The organism is Frateuria sp. GZRe12 (assembly GCF_051900535.1).
In the GTDB taxonomy this organism is placed as follows: Bacteria; Pseudomonadota; Gammaproteobacteria; order Xanthomonadales; family Rhodanobacteraceae; genus Frateuria_A.
Genome location: NZ_JBHZGI010000001.1, coordinates 279,721 through 292,991, shown reverse-complemented (window position 1 = coordinate 292,991; position 13,271 = coordinate 279,721). Strand labels below are relative to the sequence as shown.

The window sequence follows — 13,271 nt, the reverse complement described above, 5'->3', positions numbered from 1 at the left end:
TTGCTTCGGTTAGGATCGGGAAAGGCCGGATTTCACCGCGATTTCACGCGAAATTCGGTTGATTTGTAGGGATGAACGCTCTGAGCAGGTGGGGCTCGGAATGCCGGGGGAAGGGAAGATGCCACGGGAACTATGGAAGCGCGCCTGGATGCGCCAGGTCGCCGTAGCCGCCGCCTACGTGCTTGCATATAGCGCAGCACACCATCTGTCCTTCTCCCACTGGGCGGTGTTCGCCGGGGTCCGGCTCAGCGCGTTGCTGTTCGTTCCGTATCGCTACTGGCCCGCGCTCGCCGTCGGCGAGGGAGCGGCACTGGTTGGCAATGCCGTGGATTGCGCAAGCGTATACGGCTGGCTGTGGGGCAGCACTTACATGGTGCCGCCGATGCTGTTCGCCATGCCGGTCGCGCGCTGGTGCCGGGAGCGCCGGCGTCTTTTCCCGACGCCATCCACGACGAATACCAATGTCCTGCTGCTGACGATCTTCCTGGTCGCCCTCATCGGAACGACCGTGAACATGGCCACGTATTCGATGATGCGTGGCGTGGAGGTCGATCACTTCCAGGTCAAGATGCTGGTGGTCGCCGGTTGGTACTTCGTGGGCAACTACATGGGCATGCTCGCCCTCGTACCTGTTGTCCTGCTTGTGCGCGAGGCGTTGGCTGCAAGCGATGGAACCGGGCTTTGGGCACGCTTTCCGGAAAGCCGGCTGGCCATGGACACGGCGTGCTTGCTGCTTCCGTCGCTGGCATTGCTGGTCTGGCTGGCATCGAGTGTCCCGGGCGAGGCCGGGGAGGAAGCCAGGGTTGCGATGTTCCTGCCCGTGGCATGGCTCTCGCTGCGACATGGCTGGCGGGGCGCTGCCGTGGGTGGGACCGTAGCCAGTATCGCGGTCGTGCTTTCGATGCCGGCAGTCGAAGATAGCGACACGCTGCACGCGCAGGTGTTCGTTGCCTTCACTACCACCACCATGCTGATGCTTGGGGGACGCATTGCCGCGCTGCACGAAAGAGAGGATCGCAGGTTGATGGACGCCCGCATGGCGTTTGCGGTGGCCCAGCGCAACATTTCCCTGGGCGAATTGCAGCTGCGGCAAACCTCCCACGCCCTGGAGCAGATGGGCGGCCTCATCCAGGCTTCCTATACCCAGTTGCTCGGCCGGCTGCGCTGTCTTATGCCTGGGACGGACGAGCGCAGCTACTGCCGGCAAGCCGCGATCACGCAGCATCAGATGTACCGGCTCGCTGATTCGCTTTATCCGTTGGCCTGGCAGGAGCGTGGCTTGAGGGCCGCGCTGCGCGAGGGTGCGATGCCACGCGCGCTGGACGAGGCGGGCATTGCCTACTGGTGCAACATACGGGGCGCCGAACTCGACGCGTTGTCCAATGGTTTGCGCATCGCCCTGTACCGCCTGTCATGCGAGGCGGTAAGCCTCGCCTGTTCAAAGCGAAACGTCAGTCGCATCAACCTGCAATTGCGATGCGGGTCCTTTGGAGGACGTCGCTGGGCGGTACTCTGCGTGGATGCCCAAGTCGACTACGCTCAGCTCGGTAAGGTGCGCTGGGACGACCTGTTTCCCGCACTGGGGGGCAGTGGACTCGGCTTGGGAGCCATCAAGGACAGGGCGATCATCTTCGAGGGAAGGGCGCGGGCACGAGCGTTGGGGGGCGGCCAACGCGTCAGCGTCATACTCTATGATCCCGACATTTCGTAACTCAAAAAAAACCGCCTTTTGAGGCGGTTTTTTTTGGCTGTCAATTCAGATGGCCATTGCATTCGGCCGGATTATCGCATGGGGACAAAAGGCTGGTCGTCGTAAGCGGTGAGACCGAGAAACGCGTGGTTCCATCACTCATCGGTACGGCGTCAATCTGGGTATCGCCGTCCCGGTACACGGTTTCGGTGTAGGAGGTCAGCGGCACCGCCGTGGTCTCTGCGGCCAGTGACTGCTGTGGCGTGGAGACATGCTGGGCATCGCGCCCCATGGGAAGAACCAGGAACTGGCCACCGGCGGTGCCGAATGCGAGACGAACATTACCGCTGATGTCGTTGACCTGAATGTAGCGAATTCCGTTATTGGCGAATACATATACATGCCAATGTCCATTTGCGCTTACATCCTGTGCATTGGGCCAAGCCTGTCCCAGACCTCCATCGAATGGCGCCGCCGACACGGCAGTGCCCGCAATCCCCATGGCGATCAGGCTCGCACAGATGGCGCGACGAAACGAAGATTTGCTCATGACAATTTTCCCCTAGTTGATTGCTCACTGATTGAGCTTCGCCACTCTATCAGCAGCAAAAGTGATATTTTTGAGAAGTCGCGAGTCCTAATTCAATCCTGTGCGGCGGTTGTCGCGGAGTAGTGCGTCGCGGGTTTTCGACTGCAGCGCTCGCCACGCCGACTCTTGGAATGACTGTTCTTTCGCAACGCCGGGCAAAAAAAAGCCCGCGCGTGGCGGGCTCTTTCGATACGGTTCTTGTGGTACCGGTGATAGGACTCGAACCTACACTCTGTCGCCAGAAGCGGATTTTGAGTCCGCCGCGTCTACCATTCCGCCACACCGGCACAAGAAAGGGGATTATGCCCGTCTCAGTGCACCGGGTCGAGCCCCAGTTGGCGCTCGCAACGCTCGTAGCCGTGATCTTCGGGCAGCGGCCGAAAGATCGCGCAGCGGGTCATGTTGCCCGAATAGATGTGCAGGCTGACCGCGATGGCGTCTTCGCTTGGGTTGCGGATCGTGTGATATTCGTGCGGCGGGATCAGGCTTCCCGCCGAGCCAGGACCAGCCTGGATCGAGCCGACGGGCTGGAAGCGGCAATGGCCGTTTTCGTCGGCGAGGCGCTCGTATTGCACCACCTCCAGCGCGCCACTCCAGACGCCCTCGACGCACCACATGCCGCAGTGGTCGTGGATCGGCGTCCCCTGGCCCGGACCCCAGGTCATTGCCACCACGCAGTAGCCGTGTTTCTCGCTGCGGTAGAGCTCACGTCGCGCGTAGCGGCCCTCGGCGGTCTCGAACACGCAATCGGGCAGCTTGACTGCGCCGGTGCGCATCAGCTTGCACAGGCCGTTGCGCAGGGTATCGGTGACGGCAAAGGTGGTTTCCATGCCGACGGCATGATCGATCGCATCGATCAGTTCGCGGCAGCCGGGAAATTCCGTGGTGAGCATGGGGATTCTCGCGGTGCGACTTCACGCGGAGTTTAGCGCACGACTGTTAGCCAGCCGAGACGGGCTCGTCAGGAATTCACACACGGGCCAGAAAGCCACCGATGGCGCGGCTGTAGTTGGGGATGTCCACGAGGAAGGCGTCGTGGCCCTGAGGCGAGTCCAGCGCCACGAATTCCACTTCGGCACCGGCGGCTGCAAGCCCGGTGGCGATCTGTTCCTGCTGTTCGAGCGGAAACAGGATGTCGGTGCTGACGCCGATCACCAGCGCTCGCTCGATGCGGATGCGCTTGAGGCCTTCCATGATGTCGCCGCCGCCGTACTCGCCGATGTCGAACCAGTCGCTGGCGCGCGACAGATAGAGGTAGGAGTTGGGGTCGAAGCTGCGCACGAAGCGTTGCGCATGGCCCTGAAGGTAGGACTCGACCTGGAATTCGAAACCGAACGGCTCCTCCTCGCGCTTTTCCGGATCCAGCCGGATGCGCGCGAAGCGGCCGTTCCACTCCATCGCGGAACGGTAGGTGATCACGCCCAGCTTGCGCGCGATGCTCATGCCCATTTCGGGATAGCGGCCGCCGTCGCCGTCGTGCCCGCTGTCCAGGTGAATGTCGTAGTCACCGCCGTTCCACTGCGGGTCAAGCCGGATCGCCTCGCGCTGCAGCGAGCGGATGGCGATGGCGAAAGGTTGCGCCTGCGGCGCGGTATCCACGCTGACGTGCGCGCGCACGCTGTCCGGGTGCAGGACCATATACGCCAGTGCGCCCATGCCGCCCATCGAGCAGCCAATGAGGCAGGCCAGCCGTTCGATACCCAGGCCGTGGCGTACCAGCTCGAAGGCGGCGTTGGCGACATCTTCCAGCGCCAGCTCCGGAAAGCGCAGACGGTAGGGTTCGCCGGTGGCCGGGTCGATCGAGGCAGGGCAGGTCGAGCCCTTGTCGCTGCCCAGCGAGTTCACGCAGATCACGAACCAGCGATCGGTGTCGATCGCCTTGCCCGGGCCGAGCATCTCCTCCCACCACCCGGGCGTCGGGTCCTTTGCATTGGACGCGGCGTGCGCACTGGGCGAAAGACCGGTGAGGATCAATATGGCGTTGTCGCAAGTCCGGCTCAGCTGACCCCAGGTTTCGTACGCCACCCGCGCCCCGTGAAGCTGACCGCCGCGCTTCATCGCGAACGGCGAGGGCAGGGCGTAGTAGCTGCGGGCGTCGGGCGCGTCCGTGGTCATGGGTGGACCTTGTCGATGACGATCCGTATCGGCGCAGTCTGGTCCACTGCCACCACGCCGGCATCACCCTCCAGGTCGCCGGCCTGGGCGATCGCCTGTCCGCTGGCGCTGATCCTCGCGCCCACGAGCACCTTGTCCGCCGAGGAGAGCTTCAATTGCGGCGCCATCGCCATGGCGTCGGTCAGCGTGACCGTGGCCGGCAGTTGCGAAGCATCCAGCCGTGCCACGGCAAGCGGCATCGGCGGTCCTTGTTCGGCGCGCGCGTAGACGAAAAGCGCGGCGCTGGGCTTGAGCTTGTCGCGCAACGCGGGGGCCAACTGCACCTGCACCGTGAGGTGGGGACCTTCGACATTGGTGGCGGAGGCCGGTTTCCCGCCGGCGCGCGCTTCGGCCACGGCGATCTGCTCGGTCACCGCCTTGGCCACGTTCGAGCCAGGCTTCAGCAACGGCAGCAGGCGGCGCCAGGTGGCGGCCGAAGCGGCGTAATCCTCGTGCTGGAACTGGCTGATGCCGAGCAACCACAGACCGCGCTGGTTGGCCGGATCGGACTGCACTGCCTGCTTGAGCAGATCCAGGGCACGGCCCTCGATGCGGTGGTCGTCGCGAACCATCGAATCGGCCTCGGCCCATCCCACCATCGCCGCGCCATTCTTCGGATCCAGGCGCAGTGCCTGGTCGTAGGCATCGCGCGCTTGCGGGTTCTGGTGGAGGGCGGCCTCGGTCTGTGCCAGCAACATCCAGCCCTGCAGGTCGTCCGGCTGCTGCTTGAGGTGGTCGCGCAGCTCGGTTACGGCCTGGTCGATGTCCATCGCCGGCTGTGCCGCAACGCCGTCGAGCGCCACCGGCGTTCCAACCAGCAGATAGAGCCCGCCCGTGGCCAGGGGCACGACGAAGGCGACCGCCAGCACAAGGGCGAACAGGCCACCCGGGCGGCCCTGGCAACGACCGTGCCGCACCAGTGGCCAGAGCAGCAGCGCGAGCGCCGCCGCGATCATCGCGGCAGCGATCAGGTAGAACGCGAGCTTCACCAATCGTCCCCTTGTTCGATCGTGGCGTTGTCGACCAGCCGGCTGTCGATGCGCGCAGCGCGGCCGCGCTTGCGGATGGTCAGCAGTACGACCGCCGCACCCATCAGCAGGAACAGCGCCGGACCGAACCAGAGCAGCCAGGTGGCTGGCTTGACCGGCGGGTCGTACAGCACGAAGTCGGAGTAGCGGTCGACCAGGTATTGCTTGATCTGGTCATCCGTCTTGCCCTGCTGCATCAGGCCGAACACCTCATGGCGCAGATCGCGCGCCAGGTCGGCGTTGGAATCGGCGAGATTCTCGTTCTGGCAGACCAGGCAGCGCAGCTGGCGTGTCAGGTTCTGGAAGCGGATTTCCTGGGCATGGTCCTTGAAGGGCAGCGGGTCGATCGCCTGGGCGTTGGCCATGCCCGAGAACGCGATGAACAGCGCGAAGAGCACCTGCAGGAGCGGGCGCGACCCGGATGCCGCGCGCTCGCGCCCGAGGGTGGCCCTACAGGGAAGCATGACGCTCATGGCGCCTCCTGCTTGAGCTGTGCGATCAGCGGCTTGAGCTCGCGCTCGATCACTTCAGGCGTGAACGGCCCGATGTGCTTGTAGCGGATCGTGCCCCTGGCGTCGATCAGGAAGCTTTCCGGCGCGCCGTATACGCCGAAGTCGATGGCGGTGCGGCCGGGCTGGTCGGCGATCACCATGTCGTACGGATTGCCGTGCTGGGCGAGCCAGGCCTTTGCGTCCTCGGGCGCATCCTTGTAGTCGTAGCCGACCAACGGAATCCCCAGCGTGCGGCCATCGGCCATCAGCACCGGATGCTCCTCGCCGCAGGCGATGCACCAACTGGCGAAAACGTTGACCAGGTAAGGCTTGCCCAGCATCGAGGCCTTGCTGACCATCCTGGCGGGATCTTCGAGCAACGGCAGCACGAACTCGGGGGCCGGCTTGCCGATCAGTGGCGAGGGCACCTCGCGCGGGTCGTGCCGGGTGTTCCACCAGATGCCGAAGCCGAACAGACCCACCAGCACCAGGAAACCTATCAGCGGCAGCGAACGGCTCATGCGCGCGATTCCTCAACCGGAAGGATCGGCTCGGCCGCAACCTTCGCGGCCGGGCGTCTGGCGCGGAAGCGCTTGTCCGCACCGGCCACGAAACCGCCCAGCATCATGAACAGGCCACCGGCCCAGATCCAGCGCACGAACGGCTTGGCGTAAAGCCGCAGCGCCCAGGCGCCTTCGAGCTTGTTCGGATCCATCGGCTCGCCGAGGGCCACATAGAGATCGCGGGTGACGCCCGGGTCGATCGCCGATTCGGTCTGCACCTGGCCGCGTGGATAGGTGCGCTTCTGCGGATGCATGACGTCGATCGTCTTGCCGTCACGCATCACCGTGACCGTGCCTTGCTCGGCATGCCAGTTGGGACCGCGGGTGGCGTCCACGCCGTCGAAGCGGAAGGTGTAGGCGCCCACGGTCTGCGTGTCGCCGGGCGCCATGCGCACATCGCGGGTGACGCTCAGCGACTCGGACAGCAGCACGCCGACCAGGAACACGCCCAACCCGAAATGCGCCAGCAGCATGCCGGCCATCTCGGCAGGGTAGCGCCGCCCGCGCGGCATCTCGCGCCAACGCTTGTAGACATAAAGCAGTGTCCCGACGCCGCACCACACCGCCGCCGCCACCCCGGCGATCGCCTTTGCCTGACCCTGCACGAAGAACGCGGCCACGATCGCGCAGGCGACCGCAGCGATGGTCACCCGCAGCAACACGCTCTTGAGCGGCGAGGTCTCGCTCTTGCCCCAGCGCAGGAATGGCCCGAACGGCAAGAGCAGCACGACCGGCAGCATCAGCAGCGGGAACAGGAAGCCGAAGTAGGGTGGGCCGACCGAGATCTTGCCCAGGTGCAGCGCGTCGCCGATCAGCGGGAACAGCGTGCCCAGCAGCACCATGGCCGCGGCCACGGTGAACATCAGGTTGGCGATCAGGATCACCGTCTCGCGCGAGAGCAGCGCGAACGACTTGCCGCCGGCGACCTTCGGAGCACGCACCGCGTACAGCAGCAGCGAACCGCCGATCACGATCGCGAGGAAGGCCAGGATGTACAGGCCGCGGCGCGGATCGGAGGCGAACGCATGCACGCTGGTCAGCACGCCCGAGCGCACCAGGAAGGTGCCCAGCAGCGACAGCGAGAAAGCGAAGATCGACAAGAGGATGGTCCAGGCACGCAGGGAACCGCGCTTCTCGGTCACCGCCTGCGCGTGGATCAGCGCCACGCCCACCAGCCACGGCATGAAACTGGCGTTCTCGACCGGATCCCAGAACCACCAGCCACCCCAGCCCAGCTCCGCGTAGGCCCACCAGCTGCCAGCGACGATGCCGCAGGTGAGAAAGGCCCAGGCCGCGTTGGTCCACGGTCGGGCCCAACGCACCCAGCCCTGCTCCAGCGAGCCGCCAAGCAGCGCGGCGATGGAGAAGGCGAAGGCCACCGAGAAGCCCACGTAGCCCATGTACAGCACGGGCGGGTGGAAGGTCATGCCCGGGTCCTGCAGCACCGGGTTCAGGTCGCCGCCGTCCGGCGGCATCGGCAACAGGCGCGCGAAGGGGTTGGAGGTAAAGATGATGAAGGCCAGGAAGCCGACCGCCACGATGCCGAGCACGCCTAGCACGCGTGCCAGGAACTCCTCGGGCAACTGGCGGCTGAAGGCGGCCAGTGCCACCGTCCAGACGTTGAGGATCAGCACCCACAGCAGCATCGAGCCCTCGTGCGCGCCCCACACGGCAGCGATGCGGTAGTACCAGGGCAGGGCAAGGTTCGAGTTGTCGGCCACGTACTGGACCGAGAAATCGAACCTCAGGAAGGCCCACACCAGCAGGCCGAATGCCAGCGCCACGAACACCGCCTGGCCTGCAGCGGCCGGGCGTGCGGTCGCCATCAGCGCACGGTTGCCGCGCCAGGCGCCGATCAGCGGCAGCACGCCCTGCGCCAGGGCGAGCAGCATGGCGAGGATGAGGGCGAGCTGGCCGAGTTCGGGAGTCATTGCGGAGCCTCGTTGGCAGCCACGGTCTTTCCGTGGTGCGCCTTTTCCATGGCGTCCTTCAGTTCCTTCGGCATGTAGGTTTCATCGTGCTTGGCCAGCACCTCGGTCGCCACGAAATGCCCGCCAGCCATGTGTCCCGTGGCGATTACCGACTGGTTGTCGCGGAACAGGTCCGGAAGGATGCCGGTGTACTCGACCGGCATCGCGCCGTCCGCGTCGATGACGGTAAAGCCGACCTTTAGCGACTCGCCCGAGCGTTCGATCGATCCGGCCTTGACCATGCCGCCAAGGCGGAAGGTCTTGTACGCCTCGGCCTGGCCGGCGCGCACCTGGCTCGGAGTGAACAGGTAGTTCATGTTCTGCTGCAGGGCGAACACGGTCAGGCCTACCGCCACCACGGCGGCGGCGAGCACGAGCAGGACGATGATCAGGCGGCGTTTGCGGGTCGGGTTCATGGATTCACGGCGGGCGAGGCGGCGCGTTGCTGGCGCGCCGTTTGACGCGCCAGTCGGGCGCGAAGTTCACGCAGGTTGCGGCGGCGGCGCAGCAGCGGGGAAATGAAATCGGCGAGCAGGACGAGGAAAAACACGGCATAAGCCGGCCACACGTATCCGGCGTAGCCACCCATGGCGAGGAATTGGCTCATGCCTGTTCTCCCGAGGACTGTCCGCCGGTGGCGATCCTGCGCACCCAGTCCTTGCCGCCCTCGAGCTCCAGCAGGTCCGCGCGCACGCGTCCGAACAGGCTGGCGACGTAGTACAGCTTGGTCGCCACCATCATGGTCAGCAGCGGCCACAGCATGTCCATGCTGATCTTGGAGGGGCCAAGGATGCGCACGGTCGAGCCCTGGTGCAGCGTGTTCCACCAATTCACCGAGAAGTGCACGATCGGCACGTTGATGATGCCGATGATCGCCAGGAACGCGGCGGCCCTGGCGCCTTGCCGGCGGTCCTCGAAGGCGTGATACAGCCCGATCACGCCCAGGTATAGGAACAGCAGCACCAGTTCGGAGGTCAGCCGCGCGTCCCAGGTCCACCAGGTGCCCCACATCGGCTTGCCCCACAACGAGCCGGTGACCAGGGTGATGAAGGTGAAGGCCGCGCCGACCGGCGCCGATTCCAAGGCCACGGCTTCAGCCAGCTTGATGCGCCAGACCAGCGCGATGAACGAGGCCACCGCCATCACGCCATAGATGAACAGCCCCATCCACGCGCTGGGCACGTGGATGAAGATGATCCGGTAGGCGTCGCCCTGCTGGTAATCGGCAGGCGCCAATACCAGTCCGCCGTACAGGCCGATGGCGCCGGCGATCAGCGCCAGCGCCAAAAACCATGGCCGCAGCGTGCCGGCGAAGCGGTAGAAGATCGGCGGCGAGCCGAGCTTGTGCAGCCAGAGGGGAATCCACTTGGACATGGGGTCAGGCGTCCAAAGCAATGCGAAGGGCGGCCGCACAGGCGAGCGGCGCAAGTACCAGAGCCAGGGCGAGCGCCGCACCGAGCCAGGCGATCGGGGCAACCCACGGTAACCCCTGTTGCGCGGCCGCGACCGCACCTGCGGCAAAGATGACCACCGGCACGCAAAGTGGCAGCAGCATCAAGGCGAGCAGCATACCAGAGCGCCGCGTTCCGGCCGTCAGCGCGACCAGAACGGCACCCAGCAGGCTGAGCATCGGCGTGGCCAGCAGCAAAGCCAGCACGAGCACGCCCATCACCGGCACGGGCAGGTGCAGCATGCCGGCCAGCAGCGGCGCGATCACGATCAGCGGAAGCGCGGTGGTGAGCCAGTGGGCGAGAATCTTCATCGCCAGCATCATCGCCAGCGGCTGGGGTGCAAGGACCAGTTGCTCCAGCGAACCATCCTCTATGTCGCTGCGGAACATGGCGTCGAGCGCCAGTAGCATGGCCAGCAGTACGGTGACCAGCACTACACCGCCGGCGATGCGCTGGAGCAGGGCATCTTCCGGCCCAAGCGCGAACGGAAAAAGCGTGGCCACGATCAACGCGTACAGCACCGGCATGGCGATGTCGCCGCGGCGGCGCCATGCGAGCGTGAGGTCTCGCCGCAGCACGGCCGCGCAGGCGACCGCAAGCGAGGCCCGGCTCATGCAGGCAGCTCCGGCTTCGGCGACGAAACAGCAATCTCACGCATGCATGCGGATCCGCTTCGGTTCGCCACCGTGGAAGCTCACCGCGCCATGGCTGGTGACGAGCGCCGCGCCGCCCTCGGCGACGTGTGCTTCCAGCAGCCGGTTGACCAGCGCAATGCCCGCGCGATCCAGGTTCGCGTACGGCTCGTCCAGCAACCACAGGATCGCCGGCAACAGCAACAGCCGCGCCAGTGCGGCGCGCTTCTTCTGGCCCGCGGACAGGCGACGCACAGGTTCATCCTCATAGCCGGCCAGGCCGACCTCGGCCAGCACGGACGCCGCGCTGCGGCCCGCGCGCGCGCCATGCAGGCCGGCGACGATGTGCAGGTTCTCGCGCGGACTCATGTCCATCTTCAGGCCGAGCTGGTGGCCCAGGAACAGCACCTCGCTCGCGCATGCGTCGCGGCTCCAGCGCTGCCCGCGCCAGTGAAGTTCGCCCTCGCCGATGTGCAGCAGGCCGGCCAGCAGGCGCAGCAGGGTGGTCTTGCCGCTGCCGTTGTCGCCCTCGACCAGCGCCAGTTCGCCTGCGTGCAGGGCGAAATCCAGCGGGCCGAAAACAGGCTCGTCGGCGCGCAGAAAGGAGAGGCCCCGCGCTTGCAGCAGCGGGATGGCGTGGGCGGAGGTCATTCCGGGGATTGTCCGCAATGGGTGCGTGGCTTGTCCATGCGGTGTGGCGGCGCACCCGGGGCAGGTTGGGGCAAGGCTCCACCATCCGCCCTTCGAGAACCATCCACCCTGCGGACCGAGGGAGGGATGCGCATACCACTGCCGCCCGCGGGGGAGGAGCCGACAGGCGAATGGGGAATCCTTGGCGGGACCGGCAATCAGCTCAATCGCAACTCCGCCAAACCCGCCCCGTGCCCGAACAGCCACGCGTTCTGTCCGTACCGGTCGCCCAGGCGCTCCAGCGCCTCCGGACCGATACCCACGATCCAGAAGCTCGGCTCGCGCCAGCCGTCGGTGCCCTTGCCGAGCGCCGGATGGACATCGAGTGAGGCGTCGGCCCGCAGGTCGGCTAGCAGGCGCCGTTCGGCCTCGCGGTTGACTGTCGGCGGGAGTGGCCTGGAACGCGGGTTCCATGCCGTGAAAAAGCCCCAGTCGCGGCTGCCGGCCAGCGGCCGTAGCGCGACCGGCAACGGCTCGCCGATCCGGATCGTGGCGGCGCCGCCCGAACGCAGGCGCACGCGATAGGCGCTGCGGCAGTAGGCCTTCAGCAGTTCCTCATCCATGGCGCAGCGGCGGCAGGGTCGGCAGCGTGGCTTTGAGGGTGGCGACGGCGGCGTCCAGGTCGACCGAGGCCGCATTGTTGGAGTCGCGCAGCAATTGCTCGAGCAGCACATCCTGCGCACGCCCGCGCTCGAGCGCGTAGGCGTAGGGCAGATGGGTGAAGGTGACCATGCGGTAGCGCGCCATGAAGTGCTCCGGCGCCCGCGCAGCCAGGCGCGAGCCGAGTTCGCGCTTGGCCAGGTAGCGGGGATCGGCCACCGAATCGCGCATCTCGACGTAGTTTTCCAATGCCATGGCGGCGATCGCGTCGGCGTTGGGCTGGCGGATGCGCTGGAATTCGGCGAAGGCTTCGGCCGAATCGTTTTCCTGCAGCAGCCCGGCCAGCACCACCGTGTCCTCGAATCCGCAATTCATGCCCTGGCCGTGGAAAGGCACGATGGCGTGGGCAGCGTCACCCACCAGTAACGCGCGGCCGCCGAGGTGCCAGCGTTCCAGGTAAAGCGTGGCAAGCGTGCCGACCGGATGGGCTTCGTAATCGTCCGCGAAGTCGGGTAGCAGGGGCAGCAGATCCGCGAAGTCGTCTCGGAAGAACCCCTCGGCCGCGCGCGCATCCGGCACCGTGGCGAAGCTCGGGTGCGCTCCTTGCGTGGGCAAAAACAACGTGACGGTAAAGCTGCCCTCGGTGTTGGGCAAGGCAATGCACATGTAGCCGCCACGGGGCCAGATGTGCAGGGCGTTGGGCTCGATGGCGTATTGGTCGCGGCCGCCACTGTTCCGCAGCAGCGCGGGCGGCAACCGGGAAGCGGGCGGGATCTCAAGTTCCTTGTAGCCATGCCCAAGCCACTCGGTGTGCTCACCCAACGGGTGGTGGGCATTCATCGCCATGCGCAGCGCGGAGCCCGCGCCGTCGGCGCCGATCACTACCGGAGCATCGAGCTCACGTTCGATGCCGTCGAGATCGGCCACGCGCACGCGGCCGGCATCGAAGTCGGCCGAGACCAGGCCCTGGCCGAAATGGAAGCGGACGCCAGCCGCCTCGGCGGCGTCCAGCAGCAGCATGTTGAGCCCGCCGCGAGAGACCGACCAGATCACCTCGCTGTCGTCCACGCCGTAGCGCTGCAGGGCGCTGCGGCCGTCCGTGGTATGCACCATTCGACCGCGCATCATCACGGCGTGCTGCAGCACGTCTTCGGCCAGCCCGGCACTGCGCAACGCCTGCAGGCCGCGTTCGGCCAGGGCCAGGTTGATCGAACGGCCGCCGAGGAAGCCGGCAACGCGCGGGTCGGGGCGCTTCTCGAACACATCCACGGCGAAACCGCGGCGCGCCAGCTGCTGGGCCAGCAGCGCGCCGACCAGGCCGCCGCCAATCAGGGTGAGGGAAGGTTTGCTGCTCATGGGCGATCCGTTGCGGGCATCGCCGAACTGTTCCGCAAGCGGCGCGGGGTTGCAATG

General features: G+C 66.2%; 15 protein-coding genes and 1 tRNA gene. 1 reads left to right on the top strand and 15 read right to left on the bottom strand.

Going from position 1 to position 13,271, the window contains the following annotated elements:
- The first annotated feature begins 148 nt into the window (after positions 1 to 148).
- The gene (locus ACFWZ4_RS01290) at positions 149 to 1,711 is read left to right on the top strand and encodes an MASE1 domain-containing protein (RefSeq protein WP_439702969.1); all 1,563 of its coding nucleotides are present in this window, start codon (positions 149 to 151) and stop codon (positions 1,709 to 1,711) included.
- 40 nt (positions 1,712 to 1,751) lie between these two features.
- On the opposite strand, the gene ACFWZ4_RS01285 is transcribed toward ACFWZ4_RS01290, so the two are convergent.
- The 15 genes from ACFWZ4_RS01285 to ACFWZ4_RS01215 all read right to left on the bottom strand — a co-directional run bounded on the left by ACFWZ4_RS01285 (position 1,752) and on the right by ACFWZ4_RS01215 (position 13,214).
- Positions 1,752 to 2,240, bottom strand: coding sequence for a hypothetical protein (locus ACFWZ4_RS01285; protein ID WP_439702968.1), 489 nt, complete (start codon positions 2,238 to 2,240; stop codon positions 1,752 to 1,754).
- A 240-nt stretch (positions 2,241 to 2,480) separates the two neighbouring features.
- Positions 2,481 to 2,566 (bottom strand) — tRNA-Leu (locus ACFWZ4_RS01280).
- 24 nt (positions 2,567 to 2,590) lie between these two features.
- The gene (locus tag ACFWZ4_RS01275; protein WP_439702967.1) at positions 2,591 to 3,172 is read right to left on the bottom strand and encodes a cysteine dioxygenase; all 582 of its coding nucleotides are present in this window, start codon (positions 3,170 to 3,172) and stop codon (positions 2,591 to 2,593) included.
- 76 nt (positions 3,173 to 3,248) lie between these two features.
- The gene (gene metX / locus ACFWZ4_RS01270; RefSeq protein ID WP_439702965.1) at positions 3,249 to 4,394 is read right to left on the bottom strand and encodes a homoserine O-acetyltransferase MetX; all 1,146 of its coding nucleotides are present in this window, start codon (positions 4,392 to 4,394) and stop codon (positions 3,249 to 3,251) included.
- Positions 4,391 to 5,422: a tetratricopeptide repeat protein gene (locus ACFWZ4_RS01265; protein ID WP_439702964.1), complete on the bottom strand. Its 1,032-nt coding sequence runs from the start codon at positions 5,420 to 5,422 to the stop codon at positions 4,391 to 4,393. The genes metX and ACFWZ4_RS01265 overlap by 4 nt, the downstream gene beginning before the upstream one ends.
- On the bottom strand, positions 5,419 to 5,826 hold the full coding sequence (locus ACFWZ4_RS01260; RefSeq protein WP_439703755.1) for a cytochrome c-type biogenesis protein: 408 nt from the start codon (positions 5,824 to 5,826) through the stop codon (positions 5,419 to 5,421). Before ACFWZ4_RS01260 ends, ACFWZ4_RS01265 begins: the two co-directional genes overlap by 4 nt.
- Before the next feature lie 104 nt (positions 5,827 to 5,930).
- Positions 5,931 to 6,473 carry a DsbE family thiol:disulfide interchange protein gene (locus tag ACFWZ4_RS01255; protein ID WP_439702963.1) on the bottom strand — a complete coding sequence of 181 codons (543 nt, stop codon included), beginning with the start codon at positions 6,471 to 6,473 and terminating at the stop codon, positions 5,931 to 5,933.
- Positions 6,470 to 8,446 carry a heme lyase CcmF/NrfE family subunit gene (locus tag ACFWZ4_RS01250; protein ID WP_439702962.1) on the bottom strand — a complete coding sequence of 659 codons (1,977 nt, stop codon included), beginning with the start codon at positions 8,444 to 8,446 and terminating at the stop codon, positions 6,470 to 6,472. Before ACFWZ4_RS01250 ends, ACFWZ4_RS01255 begins: the two co-directional genes overlap by 4 nt.
- Positions 8,443 to 8,901, bottom strand: coding sequence for a cytochrome c maturation protein CcmE (ccmE, locus tag ACFWZ4_RS01245; RefSeq protein ID WP_439702961.1), 459 nt, complete (start codon positions 8,899 to 8,901; stop codon positions 8,443 to 8,445). The genes ACFWZ4_RS01250 and ccmE overlap by 4 nt, the downstream gene beginning before the upstream one ends.
- Positions 8,898 to 9,092, bottom strand: coding sequence for a heme exporter protein CcmD (gene ccmD / locus ACFWZ4_RS01240; RefSeq protein ID WP_439702960.1), 195 nt, complete (start codon positions 9,090 to 9,092; stop codon positions 8,898 to 8,900). The genes ccmE and ccmD overlap by 4 nt, the downstream gene beginning before the upstream one ends.
- Positions 9,089 to 9,859, bottom strand: a complete 771-nt coding sequence (locus ACFWZ4_RS01235; protein ID WP_439702959.1) for a heme ABC transporter permease — start codon at positions 9,857 to 9,859, stop codon at positions 9,089 to 9,091. Before ACFWZ4_RS01235 ends, ccmD begins: the two co-directional genes overlap by 4 nt.
- Positions 9,860 to 9,863: 4 nt before the next feature.
- A complete protein-coding gene (gene ccmB, locus ACFWZ4_RS01230; protein WP_439702958.1) occupies positions 9,864 to 10,550 on the bottom strand; it encodes a heme exporter protein CcmB in 687 nt (228 codons plus the stop codon).
- A gap of 36 nt (positions 10,551 to 10,586) precedes the next feature.
- Positions 10,587 to 11,219 carry a cytochrome c biogenesis heme-transporting ATPase CcmA gene (ccmA, locus tag ACFWZ4_RS01225; RefSeq protein ID WP_439702957.1) on the bottom strand — a complete coding sequence of 211 codons (633 nt, stop codon included), beginning with the start codon at positions 11,217 to 11,219 and terminating at the stop codon, positions 10,587 to 10,589.
- Between the two features lie 197 nt (positions 11,220 to 11,416).
- On the bottom strand, positions 11,417 to 11,821 hold the full coding sequence (locus ACFWZ4_RS01220) for a DUF3293 domain-containing protein (RefSeq protein ID WP_439702956.1): 405 nt from the start codon (positions 11,819 to 11,821) through the stop codon (positions 11,417 to 11,419).
- Positions 11,814 to 13,214, bottom strand: coding sequence for an FAD-dependent oxidoreductase (locus ACFWZ4_RS01215; protein ID WP_439702955.1), 1,401 nt, complete (start codon positions 13,212 to 13,214; stop codon positions 11,814 to 11,816). The genes ACFWZ4_RS01220 and ACFWZ4_RS01215 overlap by 8 nt, the downstream gene beginning before the upstream one ends.
- Between the last annotated feature and the right edge of the window lie 57 nt (positions 13,215 to 13,271).